Below are 20,729 nucleotides of genomic sequence, written 5' to 3'. Positions count from 1 at the left end.
CAGTGTCGTGCGGGGGGAGAACCATGTTGCGAAGCGTGGGGCAGAGGCGAGTGACCGGCGAGGGCGTGGACCCCAGAGTGGCCGAACTGCGGTCCGCCGTGTCCCGACTCAGACGCGAACTGGCGAACCACCGCGCCGAGTTCGCCGACCGCGGCATCGCCGAGGACGAACTCGCCGCGCTGGACGCCATGGCCCTCAGCGGCGCCCCCGAGGTACGGCGGCTCCGCCGCTCCCTGCTCCTCGTCGCCGGCTCCGTCGGCTCGGTCAGCGCCCTCGCCGAGGGCCTCGCCGGCGTCCGCCGCGCCATCGAGCTCTTCGGACCGCCCGGGACGGGCCAGGCCTGACCGGCTCGGCCGGCCGCCGCGCCTGACCGGGACCTTCGGGTACCCCGGAGGGGTTCGCAGAGCCCTGTGCGGTGGCCGAGTACGGGGGAACACTTCCATCCTGGAAGGGGCCCGACGCAGGCGGGCCCCGACCAGAAGGTGGTGGTGGGCGTGACCGCGACGCGAGACGAGGTCCCTCCGGATACCTCGCTCCCCGGCGTCGACCCCCTGGGGGACCCGTTCCTGAGGACGCGGTTCACCCTGCCGGGCAGGCCCGTCACCTTCCTGCGCCGCGCCCGGCTCGACGAGCACCTCGACCAGGCCCTGCTGACCCCGCTCACCCTGGTCAACGGCTGCGCCGGCGCCGGCAAGACCCTCCTGGTCGCCGACTGGGCCGAGCGCCTCGACCGGCCGGTCGCCTGGCTCACCCTCGACGCGGCGGTCGAGGGCCCCGGCACGTTCTGGGCCCACCTGCTCCAGTCCCTGAACGCCGCCGGCGTGCCGATACCCGCCGCGATCGGCTTCCCCGCCGACGCGACCCGGGTGCCCCACACTCTGCTGAGCCGGCTCGCCTCGGAACTCGCCGCTCGCGACAGCCCCCTCACCGTGGTGATCGACGAGTACGACCAGATGACCGACCCGGAGGTCGCCCGCCAGCTGGACTTCGTGCTGCAACACGCGAGACCGGGCCTGCGCCTCGTCCTCGTCACCCGCACCGAGCCGCTCCTCCCGCTCCACCGCTACCGCGTCGCCGGCGAGATGACCGAGATCAGGGACGCCGAACTGGCCTTCACCCCCGAGGAGGCGGCCACCCTCCTCGGACTCCACGGCCTGCCCCTGGACGTCCCCGGCGCCCGGCCGCTCGTCGAACGCACCCGGGGATGGGCGGCCGGACTCCGGCTCTGCGCCCTGGCCGCGCGGGCCAGCCCGGACCCGGAGCGCTACCTGAAGGAGTTCGAGGCCGGTCGGAGCGCGATCGCCGACTTCCTGCTTGCCGAGGTGCTGGAGCGGCAGACGCCCGAGACCCAGGACCTGCTGCTGCGCATCAGCGTCCTCGACCGCTTCCGCCCCGAACTGGCGGACGCGCTGACGGAGCGCACCGACGCGGCGGACATCCTCGCGGAACTGCACCGCGCCAACGCCTTCGTCGAGGACTTCGGACACGGCTGGTACCGGCTCCACCCGCTGTTCCGGGAGATCCTCCGCGCCCACCTGCGCCGACGCGCTCCCGGCCTCGAACCGCGGCTGCACCGCCGCGCCGCCCACTGGCTCCGGCGCTCCGGCGCCCTCCCGGAGATGCTCGCCCACGGCGCCGCCGCGCAGGACTGGACGTACGTCGCCCGGGCCCTGGTCGAGGACCTGGCGATCGGACAGCTCTTCACCGGCCTGGGCACCGAGGTGCCCCCGGAATGGTTCGCGGGCCTGGAGGCGGAGACGCACGACCCGGCCGCGCACCTCGTCCGCGCCGCGCGCGCACTGTCCCGCTCCGACCTCGGCCAGGGCCTCGTCCACCTGCGCCGCGCGGAGGAACGGCTGGCGGCCGACGACGGCGGCTCCCGCGCGGCCCAGCTGAGCCTCGCCCTCCTGGAGGCCCTGGCGGGACGGCTGTCCGGCTCCGCGCACCGCACCGAACGGGCCGCCCGGTCGGCCCGGCGCCTGATGCCGCAACTGCCCGCCCGACTGCTCGACGGGCATCCGGAACTGGGCGCCCTGCTGCTCACCCACGTGGGCTCGTCCCGACTCTGGGCCGGACGGTTCGACGAGGCCCGCGCCGCCCTCACCACCGTGACCCGCGGACCCCGCAGCGCGGCCACGGTGCTCCCGCGGATGGGGGCCTTGGAGCACCTGGCGCTCGTCGACCACCTCCACGGCTGGCCGAGCGCGGCGGAACGCAGGGTCCACGAGATGACGGCCGAGGCCGAGCGGTACGGCGCCCCCCAGCCGTCGGGTTCCGGCCTCGGCCGTCTGGTCCTGGCGGCGGTCGCCCTCGACCGGGACGAGGTGGACCGTGCCGAGGCCCTCCTCGCCGAGACGGCGCACGAGCAGCCGCCGGACCCGGTGTCGGCCGCGGCCCGGCGCTTCGTGACCGCCGGCGTGCTCCTGGCCCGGGGCCGTACGCGGGCCGCCCTGGCCGTCGCGGCCCAGGACGTCCCCGCCGCCGACCACTCGCCCTGGGCCCAGGGCCGCGCCGCCCTGGTCGCCTCCGCCGCCCACCTGGCCGAGGGCGACCCGGACGCGGCCGGCGAAGTCCTGCGGCGGGTGGCCGGGGACCAGCCGCTGTGCACCGTCGGCGCGGCGCGGGCCCTCCTCGCCGCGGGCGACCCCGGCGCGGCCCTCCGGCTGCTCGACGGCCCCGCGGACCACCCCATGACCGGTCCGGGCGTGGCCGTACCGACCCTGCTCGTACGGGCCCGGGCGGCGGAGCTGGAGGGAGACGCCGCCACCGCCCGCGGACTGCTCGCCCAGGCGCTCCAGGAGGGCCGGGGCGAGGAGCTGAGGCGACCCTTTCGGGACGCCGGGCCCTGGATCGTCCCCTTCCTGGCGGAGCCCCCGCTGCGGTCCCTCGCCGCCGGATGGCTCGTACCCGACCCCGTGTCGGCGTCCGGCGAGCGGCCCCGCCCCGACCCCGTACCGGCGTACGCCGAGCGGACCCGGGGCGGAACCGCCCCCGGACCGCTGGTGGAGCAGCTCAGCCCGCGCGAGCGCGAAGTCCTGGAACGGCTCGCGCGGACGATGTCGACGGAGGACATCGCCGCCGACCTGTACGTGTCCGTGAACACGGTGAAGACCCACCTCAAGAGCGCCTACCGGAAGCTGTCGGTGCACCGGCGCAACGACGCCGTGCGACGCGCCCGCGAGCTGGGGCTGCTGTGACAGCGGGCCCCGAGGGTGACCCCAGGGGCCCGAGAAGTCACCCGCACCGGGTGAGGCGCATCGGGATCCGGCGGCGGACCATGGCGGTACGGGCACGACCGGCCCCGTGGCAGCCACCCTCGGGAGGGCACCTCATGAAGTACGAGATCCGCGTCGACGGGCACATGTCGGAGACGCTGATCGGAGCTTTCCCTGAGCTGGAGCACGTGGTGATCTCCGGCCAGACGGTGCTGTACGGCCCCCTCGTCGACGAGGGCCACCTCTACGGCCTGCTGGCCCGCTTCCAGTCGCTCGGACTGCACCTGGCGGAACTGCGGCGACTGCCGGAGTGACCAGGGCGGACCTGCGCGGAGAACGGCCCGGAACGGAGCGGAAAACATGGAAACGCACACCTATCTCGCCTACGACTACCCGCTGTTGGGCGCCTTCTGGACCATGCTGTGGTTCTTCCTGTGGATCCTGTGGCTGATCCTGCTCTTCCGGATCATCGGCGACATCTTCCGCGACGACACCCTGGGCGGCTGGGGCAAGGCGGGCTGGCTCGCGTTCGTCATCCTGCTGCCGTTCCTCGGCGTGTTCGTCTACCTCATCGCCCGCGGCAAGAGCATGGGCCAGCGGGAGATCACGCGCGCCCAGCAGAAGCAGGCGGCCTTCGACGCCTACGTCCGCGACACCGCCACCGGCGGCAGCGCCCCCAGCAAGGCCGACGAACTCGGCCGGCTCGCCGAACTCCGCAGCCGGGGCGACATCAGCGAGGAGGAGTTCCGACGGGCGAAGAACCTCGTCCTGAACGACGACCGCCCGTCCACGCCCTCCGACACGGGCGCCGGCACCCCCCGTCAGTGAGACGGGCCGACGAAAGAGGAAACCGACATGACCGCCACGCACACCACCCACACGTCGTCGGCGAAGCAAGCGTGGGCCGGGGGCCTTCGGGTCTTCGCCGCCGTCATGCTCTCCCTCGCGGGACTGCTCGGCATCTTCCGCGGGATCATGGCCATCGCCGAGGACGAGGTGTTCGTCACCACGCCCAACTACGTCTTCAAGTTCGACCTCACCAGCTGGGGCTGGATCCACCTCGGGCTGGGCGTGATCGCCCTGCTCGTCAGCTTCGGACTCTTCGGGGCGGCCGCCTGGGCGCGGTACAGCGGCATCGGCATCGCCGCACTCGTCATCATCGCCAACTTCCTGTCCCTGCCGTACTACCCGGTGTGGTCCGTGGTCATGATCGCGATGTCCGGGTTCATCATCTGGGCGCTGTGCGTCGACCGCGGTGACGACGAGCTCGCCGCCGCCGGGAGGTAACCGTGAAGGACCTGAAGTTCGAACAGAAGCGCTCCCTGTCCCGGGTCGAGGCCGCGGAGCTCCTGGAAGCCCTCGCCGGCGCGTTCAGGGAGGGCGAGGAGGCCGAGCTCCCGCTGGGCCCCGGTGTGCTGAGCCTCCGGGTCCCCGAGGAATTCCGCAGCGAGGTGGAGTTCGAGGTCGGCGACGGCGAGATCGAGCTGGAGATCGAACTGAAGTGGCCGACGGGCGGTGACACGAAGAGCGAGGCCAAGGCGAAGTCGAAGGCAGAGCCCAAGGCCGAGAAGCCCGAGGCCAAGCCCGAGACCAGGTCGAAGGCCGAGCCCAAGGCCGAGCCCAAGCCGAAGCCCAAGGTCACGGCCAAGGTCGAGCCCAAGACCGAGCCCAAGGCGAAGCCGAAGACCGCGTCACCCGCCAAGTCGGGGCGCCCCGCCGCGAAGCGCACGTGAGCGGGGGCCGCTCGGGGGACGGTGTGCTTCTCTTTCACCCGCTTGACCTGGCCGCCGTGCCGCAGCCGCCGGGCGGGAGTTGGGTGGGAACCCGGACACCCGGAGAACGGAACCTGCCATGTACGAGATGCACATCGCCCCCGACTGCTCCAGCGGATTGCTGGTCTGGCACGTGATCGCGAAGGAGGCCGTCAGCAGCCTGTGCGGCCAGCCCGTCGACCGGGGCGCGGACGGGACGCGCACCGACCGGCACTGCCTGCCGTGCATGCGGTCGTTCCAGGACCTGATGGGCGACCGCGGCAGCCCGTCGGCCGCGCGCTGAGCGGCGCACCGGTCGGCCGCCGCGGCCGGCGCACCGGTCGGCCACCGGGGCCGGCGCACCGATCGGCCACCGGGGCCGGCCACCTGTCGGACACCGCGGCCGGCCACCTGTCGGACACCGCGGCCGGCCCACCGCCCACCGCCTACCGCCTGATGAGCCTGCGAGCCGTCGCCGTCGCCACGGCGGCGGTGCGCGAGTCGACGCCCAGCTTCGCGAAGATGTGCACCAGGTGCGACTTCACGGTCGCCTGGCTCAGGAACAGGGCCTTGCTGATCTGCTGGTTGGACAGGCCTTCGCCCACCAGTTGGAGGACCTCGAGCTCGCGCTTGGTGAGCGCCTCCGCCGGGGTCCGCATGCGGTCCATCAACCGGTGGGCCACGGCGGGCGCGAGGGCCGACTGCCCGGCCGCCGCGGTCCGGACCGCCGCCGCGAGCTCCTCCGGCGGCGCGTCCTTCAGGAGGTAGCCGGAGGCGCCCGCCTCCACGGCCGCGAGGATGTCCGCGTCCGTGTCGTACGTGGTCAGGACCAGCACCTTCGGCCCGTCCGGCGCCGCCGTGATCGCCGCCGTCGCCTCCGAGCCGTGCATGCCCGCGCCGAACTGCAGGTCCATCAGGACCACGTCCACCCCTCCGGCGGCGGCGAGTTCCACGGCGCGTTCGGCCGTGGCCGCCTCCGCGACCACGGCGAAGTCCGGCTCGGTGTCGAGGACCGCGCGCAGGCCCGCCCGTACCACCGGGTGGTCGTCGGCGAGCAGGAGTCGGATGGTCATGCGGACGCTCCAGCGGGGAGGGGGAGGGAGACGGCGACCGCCGTGCCCTGGCCGGGTGACGATTCGACGGTGAACGTGCCGCCCAGCGACTCCGCACGCGAGCGCATCGCGGGGAGCCCGAAGCCGCCGTCGGACGACGGGCGTACGGAGGAGGGGTCGAAGCCGCGGCCGTCGTCGACCACGTCCAGGGTCACCGACGCGTCCATGAACGACAGGGTGATCTCCGCCCGCGAGGCCGAGGCGTGCCGCACCGTGTTCGCGAGCGCCGACTGCGCGATCCGCAGCAGCGCCACCTCGTACGGGGTGGGCAGCTCGGCCGGCGTCCCGCTCATCGAGAAGCGGACCCGTGGCCCGGCGGCCCCCGGAGCCACCCCGGTGACCGGCTCGCACAGGCGCTCCAGGGCCGCGGCGAGGGAGCCGTGCTCCAGGTCCGGCGGCGAGAGCGCCCGGACGAAGCGACGCGCCTCCGCCAGGTTGTCCTGCGCCGCCTCGCGCGCCCGGCCGATGTGCCCGGCGGCGGGGGAGTCCGGCGGCAGGACCCGCTCGGCCGCCCGCAGCAGCAGCTGGATCGACGACAGGCCCTGCGCGAGCGTGTCGTGGATCTCCCGCGCCAGGCGCTCCCGCTCGGCGAGCGTGCCCGCGTGCCGCTCCGCCGCCGCCAGCTCCGCCCGCGTCTCGATCAGCTCCTCGATGAGCCTGCGCCGGTGCTCGCTCTCCCGGTACAGGGCCTGGTAGCCGAGGACCGTCGCCACCGCGACCGCCGCGCCGAGCAGCGGCCCGATGAAGACGCCCGGGTTGAGCGCGGCGCCGTGTCCCACGTACGAGAGGATCGCCGCGACCGCCGTCAGCCCCACGGCCGGCAGCGACCAGCGCGCGGGCAGCAGGTGCAGCTGGAGGAAGTAGAGCGGGAAGGCCAGCCAGAGCGCTTCCGGGGTGAGGAGGAGCAGCACCAGCCAGGACGCGCCCAGGGCCGCCAGCCACACGGCGGCGGCCCGCTGCGAGTCCTGTACGGAGGGCAGGGAGGAGCCGACCGCGTAGACGGCGCCCGTGACGACCGCCATCGCCGTCCCGGACGCCGAGTGCGCCCGTACGGCAGCCAGGACGAGGAGGCCCGCCATCAGGAGGTGCAGGCACAGGCGCAGCGCGCGCAGGGCGGGGGTGAGGGGACGCCGGGCGGGATGGAGGGAGGAGCGGGGATCCATGATCCCTCCAGGGTAGACAGCGGGAGACAATCCGGACTCAACCGAAAGTTTGACTGTGGAGCCATCCGTGGCGCGATGCCCGCGGGGGCTCCGCCGACCACTCTGGTCAGCATGTTCGTGGCATGGAGAGACCTGAGATTCGCCAAGGGGCGGTTCGCCCTCATGGGGACCGTGATCGTGCTGATCACCCTGCTCGTGGGGTTGCTGTCCGGGCTGACCGCCGGACTCGCGCGGGAGAACATCTCCGCGATCACCGGTCTGCCCGCCGACCGGCTGGCCTTCGCGGCGCCGCCGTCCGGGCAGTCGGCCTCCTTCACCAACTCGACGGTGACGGAGGAGCAGTGGCAGCGGTGGGCCGGGCGGCCCGGGGTGACCGGGGCCGACCCGATCGGCATCCGCACCCTCAACGCGGCCGCCGGGGACCGTACCGCCGCCGTGTCCGCCTTCGGTACGGAGCCGGACGCGGGGATCGCGCCCGGGTCCGTCGGCGCGGGGAAGGCGGTCCTCTCGGAGTCGGCCGCGGAGGAGCTGGGCGTCGCGGCGGGCGACGCCGTCCGGCTCGGCTCCCTGGAGGTCACCGTCACGGCGGTCTCCGGCGACGCGTCGTACAGCCACACCCCGGTGGTGTGGACCTCGCTCGACGACTGGCAGGAGCTCGGCCGCAGCGGTACCACCTCGCAGGAGCAGGCCACCGTCATCGCGCTGAGCGGCGGCGACGGCGCGGACTGGGCGGCCGGCGACGCGGCCGCGGGGACCGAGGCGAGGACGCTCGACGGCGCCCTCACCGCCATAGGGTCCTACCAGGCCGAGAACGGCTCGCTCCAGCTCATGCGCGGCTTCCTCTTCGCCATCTCCGCGCTCGTCATAGGGGCCTTCTTCACCGTCTGGACCATCCAGCGCAGCGGTGACGTCGCCGTCCTCAAGGCGCTCGGGGCCTCCACCCCGTACCTCCTGAAGGACGCCCTCGGGCAGGCCGTCCTCATGCTCACCGCCGGGACCCTGCTCGGCACCGGGCTCGCGGTCGGCATCGGTGCGCTGGTCAGCGGCGGGAACGTGCCCTTCGTCCTGGAGCCGCTCACGGTCCTCGGGCCGGCCGCCGTGATCGTCGTCCTCGGCGTGCTCGGCGCGGCCCTGTCCATCCGGCGGATCACCGCCGTCGACCCCCTCACCGCCCTCGGGAGCGCCCGATGAGTCTCGTCCTCGACGCCGTCACCCTCACCTACCCCGACGGCGACGGCCGGCTCACCGCCCTCGACGCCGTCTCCCTCGACGTGCCCGCCGGCACGCTCACCGCCGTCGTCGGGCCGTCCGGTTCCGGCAAGTCCAGCCTCCTCGCGGTGGCCGCCACCCTGGTCACCCCGGACGAGGGGCGGGTCGTCGTCGCCGGGAAGGACACCGGGTCGCTCACCCCGGCCGCCAGGGCGGAGCTGCGGCGCGAGCACATCGGGATCGTCTTCCAGCAGCCCAACCTGCTGCCCTCGCTCAGCGCGGCCGAGCAGCTCCAGGTCATGGCCCACCTCTCCGGACGTCCGCCCAAGGAGGTACGGGGCCGGGCCCTCGACCTCCTCGACGCGGTGGGCCTCGCGGACCGGGCCCACCGGCGGCCGCACCAGCTGTCCGGCGGTCAGCGGCAGCGCGTCAACATCGCGCGGGCCCTGATGAACGAGCCGTCCGTCCTCCTCGTCGACGAGCCGACCAGCGCCCTCGACCACGAGCGGGGGGCGGCGGTCATGGACCTGCTCGCCACCCTCACGGCCGAGCGGGGGACGGCGACGGTCCTGGTCACCCACGACCGCGCCCACCTGGCCCGCACGGACCGCACCGTGACGGTCCAGGACGGCAGGCTCACGGAGCCGGTCCGGGCCTGACCTGAACCGCGGGACCGCCCCGGCCCGACGGGCGTCCGGCCGGGGCGTCCGGCCGGGGCGTCCGGGCGGGGCGGCCGGGCGGGCCCCGGTGACCGGCGGCGGCAGGACGGAGCGTGGGCCCCGGTGACCGGGGCGCGGGCCGTGCCCGCCGCCCGTCCCCGCGGTCAGCCGAACCAGACGACCAGGCGGACGTTCTCGTCGCCGTGGACGGCCGCCCGTTCCCGCATGGCCGTCCACACCGTGCCCCAGTCGCCGTCCGGCGGGACGAACATGCGGGGGGTGAAGGTCACGGGGCGCCAGACGGCCCCGTCGTGGTGGACCTCGCCGCCGGGAGGCCATTCCGGGGGCATGAGGTCCTCGCCGAACAGCTCCTCGGCGGCGTCGAGGACCTCGACCGGGGTCCAGGGGGTGGCGTGCAGGGCGAGCTCGCCGTCCGGGCCCGGCCTCCATTCGCCGATGTGGTTCCAGTCGGGGCCGTCGCAGAGCGGCGCGTCCCAGTCGACCGCCGCGATCTCGGCCCAGGTGGCGTGGGAGTGGCTGTGGTGGAGCTCCTCGCAGGTGCTCGGGACCGGTTCGGAGACGCCGTCCGGGACGCCGCGGTGGTCGAACAGGGGCCGGTCCAGCTGGAGGGCCCCGCCGTAGCCGAAGAGGCATTCCCGGGCGTGCCGGTCGCGCCGGAGCGCGGGCTCCGGCAGGTCGAGGGAGAACTCCCAGCGGCCTCCGGGCCCGCGTACCTCGATCACCCCGTCGATGTCGGAGCCCACGGCGGTGTCAGGCCTGGCCGCTGCCCGAGGTGTTCGCGAGGGCGGCCGAGAGTTCGCGGGCCACTTCCTGCAGGATCGGGACGATCTTCTCGGTGGCCGCCTCGGTGACGCGGCCGGCGGGGCCCGAGATGGAGATGGCCGCGGCGGTGGGGGAGTCCGGTACGGACACCGCGAGGCAGCGGACTCCTATCTCCTGCTCGTTGTCGTCGACGGCGTAGCCGGTCTCGCGGACCGCGACGAGCGCGTCGAGGAAGCCCTCCGGCGTGGTGATCGTCTTCTCGGTGGCGGCCGGCATGCCCGTACGGGCGAGCAGCGCGCGCACCTCGTCCGCCGGGGTGTGCGCGAGGAGCGCCTTGCCGACGCCGGTCGAGTGCGGCAGGACCCGGCGGCCGACCTCGGTGAACATGCGCATCGAGTGCTTGGACGGCACCTGGGCCACGTAGACGATCTCGTCGCCGTCGAGCAGGGCCATGTTCGCCGTCTCGCCGGTCTCCTCGACGAGCCGTGCGAGGTAGGGGCGGGCCCAGGTGCCGAGGAGGCGGGCGGAGGACTCGCCGAGCCGGATGAGACGGGGGCCGAGCGCGTACCGCCGGTTGGGCTGCTGGCGTACGTAGCCGCAGGCGACGAGGGTGCGCATCAGGCGGTGGATGGTGGGCAGCGGGAGTCCGCTGCTGGCGGAGAGCTCGCTGAGCCCGACCTCGCCCCCGGCGTCGGCCATCCGCTCCAGGAGGTCGAAGGCACGCTCAAGGGACTGGACGCCACCGCTCGCGGCGGGGGGCTTGGCGGCGTCGGTGGTGCTGGCGCTGGACGTCGGCACGTCAACGGTCCTTTCGAGGCAGGCGGGCAAGGCAGCAGCCTACCGGGCCACCGGCCGGGGCACATGGTCCCGGGCCCGGTGTACGGGCCGGTCAGGGGGTGTTTGTCCGGTGTCGGCGAGGGCCCGGGAGGGTCCGGGTCCGCCCCACATGTGCGGAGCTACGTTCTACTGTACGGAATTTCCATTCCACTTTGTGGAAACGTCCAAGCCGGGTTCGTTGAGGGTCGATGCTGGAAGTGTGCCCTTGACGACATGTCGTCCGGAAGTGAAGACTCCTTCAACAGTTCGTTGAATTTCTTGCCGAAGTGCTTGAACCGAAGTGCTTGAAGAAGGGGTACGGGTGGACGTCAACCTGGTCCTGCGCTCGACACGCGTCATCACCCCCGAGGGGACGCGCCCGGCGTCGATCGCCGTCTCCGGAGGGACGATCGCGGCCGTGCTGCCGTACGACGCCGAGGTACCCGCCGGGGCCCGGCTCGAGGACGTCGGCGACGACGTCGTCCTGCCCGGACTCGTCGACACCCACGTGCACGTGAACGACCCCGGCCGCACCGAGTGGGAGGGCTTCTGGACCGCCACCCGCGCGGCCGCCGCCGGCGGCATCACCACGCTGCTCGACATGCCGCTCAACTCGCTGCCCCCGACCACCACCGTGGACAACCTGCGCGTCAAGCAGGAGGTCGCCCGCCGCAAGGCGCACATCGACGTCGGCTTCTGGGGCGGCGCCCTGCCCGACAACGTCAAGGACCTGCGACCCCTCCACGACGCCGGCGTCTTCGGCTTCAAGTGCTTCCTGTCGCCCTCCGGCGTCGACGAGTTCCCCTCGCTCGACCAGGAGCAGCTGGCGACCTCGCTCGCCGAGATCTCCGGCTTCGGCGGCCTGATGATCGTGCACGCCGAGGACCCGCACCACCTCGCCGCCGCGCCCCAGCGCTCCGGCGGCGCGTACGCCGACTTCCTCGCCTCCCGCCCCCGGGACGCCGAGAACACGGCCATCGAGAACCTGGTCAACCAGGCCCGCAGGCTGAACGCCCGCGTCCACGTCCTGCACCTGTCCTCCTCCGACGCGCTGCCGCTCCTCGCCGCCGCCAAGGCCGAGGGCGTCAAGATCACCGTCGAGTCCTGCCCGCACTTCCTCACGCTCACCGCCGAGGAGATCCCGGACGGCGCCACCGAGTTCAAGTGCTGCCCGCCCATCCGCGAGGCCTCCAACCAGGACGCCCTGTGGCAGGGGCTCGCCGACGGCACGATCGACTGCATCGTCTCCGACCACTCCCCGTCCACCGCGGACCTCAAGACCCCCGACTTCGCCTCCGCCTGGGGCGGCATCTCCTCCCTCCAGCTGGGCCTGCCCGCCATCTGGACCGAGGCCCGCCGCCGCGGCTTCGACCTGACGGACGTCGTCCGCTGGATGTCCGAGGCCCCCGCCCGGCTCGCCGGGCTCAACCGCAAGGGCGCCGTCGAGGCCGGCCGCGACGCCGACTTCGCCGTCCTCGACCCCGACGCCACCTTCACCGTCGACCCGGCCGAGCTCCAGCACCGCAACCGCATCACCGCCTACGCCGGCAGGACCCTCACCGGCGTCGTGACCTCCACCTGGCTGCGCGGCGAGCGGATCGCCGACCACGGCACCCTGGCCGAGCCCTCCGGCCGCCTCCTCGAAAGGAACAACTGACCCGTGAGCACCGGCATACCCTCCTTCACCGGCGACGCCAGCCCCTTCGGCGGCGGCGACCCGTACGCGGACTACCGCACGGCCGACTTCCCCTTCACCCGGTACGCGGACCTCGCCGACCGGCGTCTGGGCGCGGGCGTGGTCGCCGCCAACGACGAGTTCTTCGCCGAGCGCGAGAACCTGCTCAAGCCCGAGCCCGCCGAGTTCGACCCCGAGCACTTCGGCCACAAGGGCAAGATCATGGACGGCTGGGAGACCCGCCGCCGCCGCGGGATCTCGGCCCGGCAGCCGCATCCCACCGAGGACGACCACGACTGGGCCCTCGTACGGCTCGGCGCCCCCGGCGTCGTCCGCGGCATCGTCGTCGACACCGCCCACTTCCGCGGCAACTACCCGCAGGCCGTCTCCGTCGAGGCCGCCTCCGTCGCCGGCTCGCCCTCGCCCGAGGAGCTCCTCGCCGACGACGTGAAGTGGACGACGCTCGTCCCGCGCACCGCCGTCGGCGGCCACGCCGCCAACGGCTTCGCCGTCGACGTCGAGCAGCGCTTCACCCACCTGCGCGTCAACCAGCACCCCGACGGCGGCATCGCCCGCCTCCGTGTCCACGGCGAGGTCGCCCCCGACCCGGCGTGGCTCGGCGTGCTCGGCACCTTCGACCTCGCCGCCCTGGAGAACGGCGGCCGGGTCGAGGACGCCTCCGACCGCTTCTACTCCCCGGCCACCAACACCATCCAGCCGGGCCGCTCCCGCAAGATGGACGACGGCTGGGAGACCCGCCGCCGCCGCGACAAGGGCAACGACTGGATCCGCTACGGCCTGGCCGCCGAGTCCGAGATCCGCGCCGTCGAGATCGACACCGCGTACCTCAAGGGCAACAGCGCCGGCTGGGCCGCGCTCTCCGTCGCGGCCGAGGGCTCCGACGACTGGACCGAGATCCTGCCCCGGACCCGCCTCCAGCCCGACACGAACCACCGCTTCGTCCTCGACGCCCCCGCGGTCGGCTCCCGCGTCCGGATCGACATCTACCCGGACGGCGGCATCTCCCGCCTCCGCCTCTTCGGCTCCCTCACGGAGGCCGGCACCGCGCGCCTGACCGCCAGCCACCAGGAGCTCGGCGGCTGACCCCCACCGGCTCCCCCGAGCCGGGCGCGACCCACGCCCCCGGCTCCCCGAGCCCGGCGCGCCCGCGCGCCCGGCCCACCCGAACTGGGCGGGAACGACACCCCGCCCGGCCCGCGAGGGCGCACCGACCCGACAGCACCGGTGCGCCCTCGCGTTCCCCTTCTCACGGGGCTCGGTTCGCCTCCGGGCGCCTGCAGCCGTGCTCACGACCCCGACCGTGCTCGCCTCCCTCGTTCCTCGGGAGGCTCCGCGCGCTCGGGGGCGTTCCCCCGGTGGCGCCCTTCGGCTCACTCGCCGTGACTGGCCAAGGCCCGGCCCGGGCGTCGGTGCTAGGCCGCGTGGCCACCGTCCACCGAGAACTCGGCGCCCGTCACGTAGCGGGCCTCGGGGCCGGCGAGGAAGGCGACCAGGGAGGCGACCTCGTCCGGGGTGCCGAAGCGGCCGAGGGCCGTCAGGGCCGCCTGGCCCGCGGCGTACGGGCCGTCCGCGGGGTTCATGTCGGTGTCGACGGGGCCGGGGTGGACGATGTTGGCGGTGATGCCGCGTCCGCCCAGCTCGCGGGCGAGCGCCTTGGTGAGGCCGACGAGGGCCGACTTGCTCGCCGTGTAGAGCGTGCCGCCGGGACCCGGCACCCGCAGGCTCATGCACGAGCCGATCGTGACGATCCGGCCGCCGTCGGGGAGTCGCGCGGCCGCTGCCTGCGAGGCGAGGAGGACCGCCCTGACGTTGACCGCGAGGACCCGGTCGACGTCCGCGAGGGTGAGGGACTCCAGCGGGCCGAGGACGCCGACGCCCGCGTTGTTCACCAGGACGTCGAGCCGGCCGAGGGCGTCCGCCGCCCACTCCACCGCGCCCGCCGCGTCGCCGGCGTCGGACGCGTCGGCGCGCAGGGGGAGGGCCTTCCGGCCGGCCTCCTCGATCCGCGCGGCGACCTCCCGGGCCCGTGCCTCGTCCTGGACGTAGGTGAAGGCCACGTCGGCGCCCTCCCGGGCCAGCCGTACGGCCGTGGCGGCGCCGATCCCGCGGCTGCCGCCCGTCACCAGGACCGCCGTGCCGTTCATCGTGGACATCCCGAACCTCCGTAAGTCGCACTAAGTGGTTGCGGGTTCAATGAAAGTTGGCGGGGTGCCGGAAGACCGGCGGGAATCGGACGCCGACCCGATCGTCGCGCCGGACACCGACCTGACCGCCGACCCGATCGTCGACCCGGCCACCGATGACTTCCGTCGGGCGGTGGGGTCGGAAGGGGTGAGACACGATGGTCCGGAGAACAGAAAGGGCATCCGCCATGGCCACCCTCGGCCTCACCCAGTTCCTCACCCTCGACGGCGTCATCCAGGCCCCCGGCGGGCCCGGGGAGGACCCCAGCGGCGGCTTCGAGCACGGCGGCTGGTCGGTGCCGTTCGGCGACGAGGACTTCGGGCAGCGCATCACCGAGATCTTCGCCCGGCCGACCGCCTTCCGCCTCACCGACGCGCGCACCACCGCCGCGGGCGTCGCCCTGCACACGTACGAACCGGCCGGCCGTCCCACGTACGGCAGCTACTGATCAGGGAAGGGAAAGGTGTAGCCGCCACGGGTACGTCCGGGTACGGTGATCGCTCCGAGTGCGAGCCGTCGAAGTCTCCACCCCACCCAGAGAGTTGGAGACGGCCGCATGGCAGCCTCGTCGATCGCCGCACCCGTGCCCCTGGACGCCCCCCGCCGGGCCTGGCTCACCGACCTGCCCGTCCTGATCGTCGCCGTCGTCTGGGGCGCCAGCTACCTCGCGGCCAAGGGGATCACCACCACCCACACGGTCGTCGCGGTCCTCGTCCTGCGGTTCGCGGTGGTCCTGCCGGTCCTCGTCGCCGCGGGGTGGCGCAGGCTCCGGTCGCTGAACGCGGCCCAGTGGCGCGGCGCCGCGACCCTCGGGCTGATCCTCAGCGGGATCTTCCTCCTGGAGACGTACGGGGTCGTGCACACCTCCGCCACCAACGCGGGCCTGATCATCAGCCTCACGATGATCTTCACCCCGCTGGCGGAGGCCGCCGTCACCAGGGCCAGGCCCCCGCGCGCCTTCCTCGCCGCCGCCGCGCTGTCCGTGGCGGGCGTGGTCCTGCTCACCCAGGGCGGCGGCTTCACCGCCCCCTCCCTCGGCGACCTGCTCATGCTGCTCGCCGCCCTCGCCCGCACCGTCCACGTCCTGGCGATGTCCCGGATCAAGGCGGTCCGGTCGGCCGACTCGCTCTCGCTCACCACCGTCCAGCTCGGCTCGGCGGTCGCCGTGTTCGCCGTCATCGCGGCCTTCCCCGGCACCGGCGCCTCGCCGTGGTCCGCGGCCCTCGACTTCGGGCCGCGCGAATGGGCCGGACTGCTGTTCCTCTCCGTCTTCTGCACGCTCTTCGCGTTCTTCGTGCAGATGTGGGCCGTCCGCCGCACCTCGCCGTCCCGGGTCAGCCTCCTCCTCGGCACGGAGCCGCTCTGGGCCGCCGCCGCGGGCATCGCCGTCGCCGGCGACCGCCCCGGCGTCCTCGGCCTCGCCGGGGCCGTTCTCGTCCTGGCGGGCACGACGTGGGGCCGCCGCGCCGCCGACGGGGCGACCGGCACCTGAGGCGCCCGCCCCGCCGGCGACGGCGGGTCAGGTCTTCGGCACCCGGTCCGACACGATCATGAGGACCAGGCCCAGGACCGCGATGACGATGTTGGCGAACACCTCCCGGCCCTCCAGGAACGCCACGTTCTCGGTCAGGAAGCGGGTCAGGCCCATCAGCTCGAACCAGCCGTCCGTCAGCTCGCGGACCACCCCGCAGACGCCCAGGACGGTGAGCAGGAAGCCGGCGATCTCCAGGAATCTCCTCATGCCGTGATCATGGCCGGGGCGAGCGGGCGGCCGCGTCCGCCTCCGGTCGACGGCCCCGCTACCGAAGTATCGACCCGCGCGACTTCGGTAGCGTCCCCCGCCGCTCGTACCCGGTCGGGGCCCCTGGTCTGCGTACATTGCGGATATGACGCGTACGGACCGGCAGCGCTGGCTGCTCCCCTCCGACCTGGCCGAATCGGGCGGGAGTGGAGCACGACCCCGCCGAACGGCCCGCGACTGGGTCGTGGACACCTCGCTCTTCCTGCTCGCCGCGTTCGTCGGCCTCCTCGCCGCCGACGCCAGCGCGGAGTACACGAGCGAGACGGTCACCCTCCTCGACCAGCTCGCCGGAGCCGCCGCCTGCAGCGCCCTCTGGCTGCGCCGGCGGTGGCCCGTCGGGCTCGCCGTCGCCCTCGCCCTGGTGAACACCGTGGCCCCGGTCGCGGGCGGGGCGCTCCTCGCGAGCCTGTTCAGCGTCGCCGTACGCCGCCCGTTCCGCGAGGTCGCCTGGATCGGGGCGCTCGCCGTCGCCACCTCCGCCGTCCAGGTCCTCGTCCGTCCCGACCCCACCACCAACGCCGGGCTGAACGTCGGCATCGGCGCGGTCCTCATCCTCCTCGTCACCGCCTGGGGCATGCTCGTCCGCTCCCGGCGCCAGCTCGTCGAGGCGCTCCGTGAACGGGCCCGCCGCGCCGAGGCCGAGGCCGAGCTGCGCGCCGCCCAGGCCCAGCGGCTGGCCCGCGAGGCCATCGCGCGCGAGATGCACGACGTCCTCGCCCACCGGCTCACCCTGCTCAGCGTGCACGCCGGGGCCCTGGAGTTCCGGCCAGACGCCCCGCCCGAGCAGATCGCCCGCGCCGCCGGAGTCATCCGCGACAGCGCCCACGAAGCCCTCCAGGACCTCCGCGAGATCATCGGCGTCCTGCGCGCCCCCGGCGAGAACGGGGACGGCGACCGCCCCCAGCCCACCCTCGCCACCCTCGACGCGCTCATCGCCGAGTCCCGCGAGGCGGGGGCGGAGGTCGTCCTCGACGCCACCGTCGACGACCCGGCCGCCGTGCCCGCCGCCACCGGCCGCACGGTCTACCGCATCGCGCAGGAGGGCCTCACCAACGCCCGCAAGCACGCGCCTGGCACCACGGTCACCGTCACCGTCCGCGGCCGGCCCGGCGAAGGCCTCACCGTCGACGTCCGCAACCCCGCCCCCGCAGGCCCCGTCCCGCACGTCCCCGGCTCCGGCCAGGGCCTCATCGGCCTCACCGAACGCGCCACCCTCGCCGGCGGCCGGATGGACCACGGACCCGACCCCGACGGCGGGTTCGCCCTGCACGCCTGGCTACCGTGGCCCGCATGACCATCCGGCTGCTCATCGTCGACGACGACCCCCTGGTCCGCGCGGGCCTCACCCTGATGCTCGGCGGCGCCGACGACCTGGAGATCGTCGGCGAGGGAGCCGACGGCGACGAGGTGCCCGGACTCGTCGCCCGGCACGCCCCGGACATCGTCCTGATGGACATCCGCATGCCCCGCGTGGACGGCCTCACCGCCACCGAACGCCTCCGCGCCCGGCCGGGCGCCCCCGAGGTCGTCGTCCTCACCACCTTCCACGCCGACGAGCAGGTGCTCCGCGCCCTGCGCGCCGGCGCCGCCGGCTTCGTCCTCAAGGACACCGCGCCCGCCGAGATCGTCGCCGCCGTCCGCCGGGTCGCCGCCGGCGACCCCGTCCTCTCCCCGGCCGTCACCCGCCGGCTCATGACCCATGTCGCCGGCCGGCCCGAACAGCCCCGGAGCGCCGTCGCCGCCGACCGCCTCACCCGCCTGGCCGACCGCGAACGCGAGGTGGCCGTCGCCGTCGGCCACGGCCGCTCCAACGCCGAGATCGCCGCCGAGCTGTACATGAGCGTCCCGACGGTCAAGGCCCACGTCTCCCGCGTCCTCGCCAAACTCGACCTCAACAACCGCGTCCAGATCGCCCTCCTGGTCCACGACGCGGGCCTCCTGGACGACGCCGGAGACGGCGCGGGGGACGACGCCGCCGCCGGCGGCCGCCCGAACGGCTAGTCGGATAGTCTGCGTCGATGTCCGTCATCGAACTGGGGGAGTACGGAGCGGACTTCACCGCGAACCCGTACCCCTCCTACGCGAAGCTCCGTGAAGCCGGCCCCGTGCACGAGGTGCGGATGCCCGACGGCTTCCAGTTCTGGCTGGTCGTCGGCCACGAGGAGGGGCGCGCGGCACTCGCCGACCCGCGCCTCGCCAAGTCCCCGTCCGTCATCGGCGTACGGCCGCCGGAGGAGGACGTCATCGGCGTCCACCTCCTCGCGGCGGACGCCCCCGACCACACCCGGCTGCGCCGCCTGGTCACCGCGGAGTTCACCGGCCGCCGGGTCGAGGGCCTGCGGCCCCGCATCGAGCGGCTCACCCACGAACTCGCCGACGCCATGGAACCGGCCGGCCGCGCCGACCTCGTCGACGCCTACGCGTTCCCGCTGCCGATCACCGTCATCTGCGAACTCCTCGGGGTGCCCGCCGAGGACCGCGACACCTTCCGCCACTGGTCGCACGAACTCGTCGTGCCGACCGGCGAGCGGGGCATCCAGGACGCCCTGGAGGGCTTCGGCGGATACCTCGACGCGCTCATCGAGGACAAGCGGGCCGCCGGACCCGCCGACGACCTCCTCTCCGGTCTGATCGCCGCCCGCGCCGAGGACGGCGACCGGCTCTCCGGTCCCGAACTCCGCGCCATGGCCTACCTGTTGCTGATCGCCGGCCACGAGACCACGGTCAACCTGATCTCCAACACCGTCCGCAACCTGCTCACCCACCCCGAGCAGCTCGCCGCGCTGCGCGCCGACCCGGACCTCCTCGACGGCGCGATCGAGGAGTCCCTGCGGTACGACGGGCCGGTGGAGACCGGCACCTTCCGCTTCACCCGCGAACCCGTCACCCTCGGCGGCAGGGAGATCCCGGCCGGCCAGAGCGTCCTCGTCGGGATCGGCGCCCTCGACCGCGACCCCGCCCGCTTCCCCGACCCCGACCGCTTCGACATCCGCCGCGACACCCGCGGCCACCTCGCCTTCGGCCACGGCATCCACTACTGCCTCGGCGCCCCGCTGGCCCGCCTGGAGGGCCGGATCGCGCTCCGCACCCTCCTCGACCGCTTCCCCGACCTCGCCCTCGACCCCGAGGGCGCCCCCTGGGAATGGCTCCCCGGCCTCCTCATGCGCGGCGTCCGCAGCCTCCCGGTCCGCTGGTGACCGCGGGCCCCTCGTAGGACTACGGGTCCACCCGTACCGGACGCCGCTCCCGGCGCGAGCGCTCGCACGCCTCGGCGACCCGCAGCGCGGCCAGGGCCTCGCGGCCGTCGCACGGGTTGGCCGCCTCGCCGCGCACGAGGCGGACGAAGGCGTCGAGTTCGGCCTCGTACGCGGGGCCGAACCGGTCGAGGAAACCCGGCCAGGGCTTCCCCGGCGGGGGCGGCCCCTGCGGCTCCAGCGAGGTGAGCGGGGCGCGGTCGTCCAGGCCGACCACCAACTGGTCCAGGTCGCCCGCCAGTTCCATCCGCACGTCGTACCCGGCGCCGTTGCACCGGGTCCCCGTCACCGTCACCAGCGTGCCGTCGTCCAGGGTGAGCAGGGCGGCGGCGGTGTCCACGTCACCCGCCTCCCGGAACATCGCCGGACCCGCGTCCGAGCCCGTCGCGTACACCTCGACGACCTCACGGCCCGTCACCCAGCGGACGATGTCGAAGTCGTGCACCAGGCAGTCCCGGAACAGGCCGCCGGACAGCGGCACGTACGCGGCGGGCGGCGGCTCCGGGTCGGAGGTCACCGCCCGCACGGTGTGCAGCCGGCCGAGCCGCCCCGACCGCACCGCCTCGCGCGCGGCCCGGTACCCCGCGTCGAAGCGGCGCATGAAGCCCAGTTGGAGCTCCGTGCCCGCCGCCGCCACCGCCGCGAGCGCCGTCGCCGTCCCCGGCACGTCCAGGGCGATCGGCTTCTCGCAGAACGCCGGCAGCCCCGCCCCGGCGGCGCGGGCGATCAGCTCCGCGTGCGCCGCCGTCGCCGAGGCGATCACCACGGCGTCCAGGGCGTGCCCGAGCAGCGCGTCCACGTCCGGAGCCGCCTCGGCCCCGAGCGCCCCCGCGACCCCGGCCGCCCGCGCCGCGTCCGCGTCCGCCACGACCAGCGCCCCGACCTCCGGATGGCGGGCCAGCACACCCGCGTGAAAGCTCCCGATCCGTCCCGTACCGATGAGTCCGATGCGCATGCCCCCACCGTGGAGGCGGCCTGTCCGACTGTCAAGGATTTGTCAGGACATCCGGACGTCACGACCTCCCGTCATGAAGCTTCCGGTCCTCCGCCCGCCGGGGCTACGCTCCCTCCCGTGTCCAAGCAGTC

22 protein-coding genes and 1 pseudogene are annotated in these 20,729 nt (G+C 74.2%); 16 read left to right on the top strand and 7 right to left on the bottom strand.

Annotated features, from left to right (window positions below; genetic code table 11):
• The first annotated feature begins 23 nt into the window (after positions 1–23).
• The 7 genes from ACIQFX_RS26385 (at position 24) to ACIQFX_RS26355 (ending at position 5,270) form a co-directional block, all read left to right on the top strand.
• On the top strand, positions 24–344 hold the full coding sequence (locus ACIQFX_RS26385) for a DUF5955 family protein (protein ID WP_402468024.1): 321 nt from the start codon (positions 24–26) through the stop codon (positions 342–344).
• Positions 345–494: 150 nt separating this feature from the next.
• Positions 495–3,197 carry a LuxR C-terminal-related transcriptional regulator gene (locus ACIQFX_RS26380; protein WP_402468022.1) on the top strand — a complete coding sequence of 901 codons (2,703 nt, stop codon included), beginning with the start codon at positions 495–497 and terminating at the stop codon, positions 3,195–3,197.
• A gap of 134 nt (positions 3,198–3,331) precedes the next feature.
• Positions 3,332–3,529, top strand: coding sequence for a hypothetical protein (locus tag ACIQFX_RS26375; protein WP_367819547.1), 198 nt, complete (start codon positions 3,332–3,334; stop codon positions 3,527–3,529).
• Between the two features lie 46 nt (positions 3,530–3,575).
• Positions 3,576–4,043, top strand: a complete 468-nt coding sequence (locus ACIQFX_RS26370) for an SHOCT domain-containing protein (protein ID WP_402468019.1) — start codon at positions 3,576–3,578, stop codon at positions 4,041–4,043.
• 27 nt (positions 4,044–4,070) lie between these two features.
• Entirely contained in the window at positions 4,071–4,502 is a 432-nt protein-coding gene (locus ACIQFX_RS26365; RefSeq protein WP_402468016.1) for a hypothetical protein, read from the top strand.
• 2 nt (positions 4,503–4,504) lie between these two features.
• Positions 4,505–4,948 carry an amphi-Trp domain-containing protein gene (locus ACIQFX_RS26360; protein WP_402468014.1) on the top strand — a complete coding sequence of 148 codons (444 nt, stop codon included), beginning with the start codon at positions 4,505–4,507 and terminating at the stop codon, positions 4,946–4,948.
• 118 nt (positions 4,949–5,066) lie between these two features.
• A complete protein-coding gene (locus tag ACIQFX_RS26355; protein ID WP_402468012.1) occupies positions 5,067–5,270 on the top strand; it encodes a hypothetical protein in 204 nt (67 codons plus the stop codon).
• A 142-nt stretch (positions 5,271–5,412) separates the two neighbouring features.
• Here the strand turns inward: ACIQFX_RS26355 and ACIQFX_RS26350 are convergent, their stop codons facing one another.
• Positions 5,413–6,039, bottom strand: a complete 627-nt coding sequence (locus tag ACIQFX_RS26350) for a response regulator (RefSeq protein ID WP_402468009.1) — start codon at positions 6,037–6,039, stop codon at positions 5,413–5,415.
• A complete protein-coding gene (locus ACIQFX_RS26345; RefSeq protein WP_402468005.1) occupies positions 6,036–7,241 on the bottom strand; it encodes a sensor histidine kinase in 1,206 nt (401 codons plus the stop codon). Before ACIQFX_RS26345 ends, ACIQFX_RS26350 begins: the two co-directional genes overlap by 4 nt.
• Positions 7,242–7,352: 111 nt before the next feature.
• On the opposite strand from ACIQFX_RS26345, the gene ACIQFX_RS26340 reads away from it, so the two are divergent.
• Both ACIQFX_RS26340 and ACIQFX_RS26335 read left to right on the top strand, forming a co-directional pair.
• Complete coding sequence (locus tag ACIQFX_RS26340; protein ID WP_402468003.1) at positions 7,353–8,432, top strand: ABC transporter permease; 1,080 nt, start codon at positions 7,353–7,355, stop codon at positions 8,430–8,432.
• Positions 8,429–9,109: an ABC transporter ATP-binding protein gene (locus tag ACIQFX_RS26335; RefSeq protein WP_402468000.1), complete on the top strand. Its 681-nt coding sequence runs from the start codon at positions 8,429–8,431 to the stop codon at positions 9,107–9,109. The genes ACIQFX_RS26340 and ACIQFX_RS26335 overlap by 4 nt, the downstream gene beginning before the upstream one ends.
• 164 nt (positions 9,110–9,273) lie before the next feature.
• Here ACIQFX_RS26335 and ACIQFX_RS26330 read toward each other — a convergent pair whose 3' ends face one another.
• Together ACIQFX_RS26330 and ACIQFX_RS26325 are read right to left on the bottom strand one after the other, a co-directional pair.
• Positions 9,274–9,873 (bottom strand): hypothetical protein, encoded by a 600-nt coding sequence (locus ACIQFX_RS26330; protein ID WP_402467997.1) that lies wholly within the window; start codon positions 9,871–9,873, stop codon positions 9,274–9,276.
• Between the two features lie 7 nt (positions 9,874–9,880).
• Positions 9,881–10,690: an IclR family transcriptional regulator gene (locus tag ACIQFX_RS26325; protein ID WP_402467994.1), complete on the bottom strand. Its 810-nt coding sequence runs from the start codon at positions 10,688–10,690 to the stop codon at positions 9,881–9,883.
• 340 nt (positions 10,691–11,030) lie between these two features.
• Here ACIQFX_RS26325 and allB point away from each other — a divergent pair, with 340 nt between their 5' ends.
• Together allB and alc are read left to right on the top strand one after the other, a co-directional pair.
• Positions 11,031–12,365, top strand: coding sequence for an allantoinase AllB (gene allB / locus ACIQFX_RS26320; RefSeq protein ID WP_402467992.1), 1,335 nt, complete (start codon positions 11,031–11,033; stop codon positions 12,363–12,365).
• A 3-nt stretch (positions 12,366–12,368) separates the two neighbouring features.
• Positions 12,369–13,487: an allantoicase gene (gene alc, locus ACIQFX_RS26315; protein WP_402467989.1), complete on the top strand. Its 1,119-nt coding sequence runs from the start codon at positions 12,369–12,371 to the stop codon at positions 13,485–13,487.
• A gap of 329 nt (positions 13,488–13,816) precedes the next feature.
• Here the strand turns inward: alc and ACIQFX_RS26310 are convergent, their stop codons facing one another.
• Complete coding sequence (locus ACIQFX_RS26310) at positions 13,817–14,557, bottom strand: SDR family NAD(P)-dependent oxidoreductase (RefSeq protein WP_402467986.1); 741 nt, start codon at positions 14,555–14,557, stop codon at positions 13,817–13,819.
• A gap of 218 nt (positions 14,558–14,775) precedes the next feature.
• Between ACIQFX_RS26310 and ACIQFX_RS26305 the strand changes: the two are divergent.
• Positions 14,776–14,955: pseudogene (locus ACIQFX_RS26305) on the top strand (dihydrofolate reductase); the annotation flags it as partial.
• A gap of 189 nt (positions 14,956–15,144) precedes the next feature.
• Complete coding sequence (locus ACIQFX_RS26300; protein ID WP_402467983.1) at positions 15,145–16,080, top strand: DMT family transporter; 936 nt, start codon at positions 15,145–15,147, stop codon at positions 16,078–16,080.
• Positions 16,081–16,107: 27 nt separating this feature from the next.
• Here the strand turns inward: ACIQFX_RS26300 and ACIQFX_RS26295 are convergent, their stop codons facing one another.
• Positions 16,108–16,329, bottom strand: coding sequence for a hypothetical protein (locus ACIQFX_RS26295; RefSeq protein ID WP_402467980.1), 222 nt, complete (start codon positions 16,327–16,329; stop codon positions 16,108–16,110).
• A gap of 145 nt (positions 16,330–16,474) precedes the next feature.
• Between ACIQFX_RS26295 and ACIQFX_RS26290 the strand changes: the two genes are divergently transcribed.
• Genes ACIQFX_RS26290 through ACIQFX_RS26280 form a run of 3 tightly spaced genes read left to right on the top strand, consistent with a single transcriptional unit; the run spans position 16,475 to position 19,586 of the window.
• Complete coding sequence (locus tag ACIQFX_RS26290) at positions 16,475–17,683, top strand: sensor histidine kinase (RefSeq protein ID WP_402467977.1); 1,209 nt, start codon at positions 16,475–16,477, stop codon at positions 17,681–17,683.
• The gene (locus tag ACIQFX_RS26285) at positions 17,680–18,390 is read left to right on the top strand and encodes a response regulator (protein ID WP_402467974.1); all 711 of its coding nucleotides are present in this window, start codon (positions 17,680–17,682) and stop codon (positions 18,388–18,390) included. The genes ACIQFX_RS26290 and ACIQFX_RS26285 overlap by 4 nt, the downstream gene beginning before the upstream one ends.
• Before the next feature lie 17 nt (positions 18,391–18,407).
• Positions 18,408–19,586 carry a cytochrome P450 gene (locus ACIQFX_RS26280; RefSeq protein ID WP_402467971.1) on the top strand — a complete coding sequence of 393 codons (1,179 nt, stop codon included), beginning with the start codon at positions 18,408–18,410 and terminating at the stop codon, positions 19,584–19,586.
• 19 nt (positions 19,587–19,605) lie between these two features.
• Here ACIQFX_RS26280 and ACIQFX_RS26275 read toward each other — a convergent pair whose 3' ends face one another.
• On the bottom strand, positions 19,606–20,598 hold the full coding sequence (locus ACIQFX_RS26275) for a Gfo/Idh/MocA family oxidoreductase (protein WP_402467969.1): 993 nt from the start codon (positions 20,596–20,598) through the stop codon (positions 19,606–19,608).
• Positions 20,599–20,729: the final 131 nt, after the last annotated feature.

The organism is Streptomyces sp. NPDC093089 (genome assembly GCF_044754405.1).
Lineage (GTDB): Bacteria > Actinomycetota > Actinomycetes > Streptomycetales > Streptomycetaceae > Streptomyces.
The sequence above is the reverse complement of the archived record's forward strand: the minus strand, read 5'-3'. Positions and strand labels throughout refer to the sequence as shown.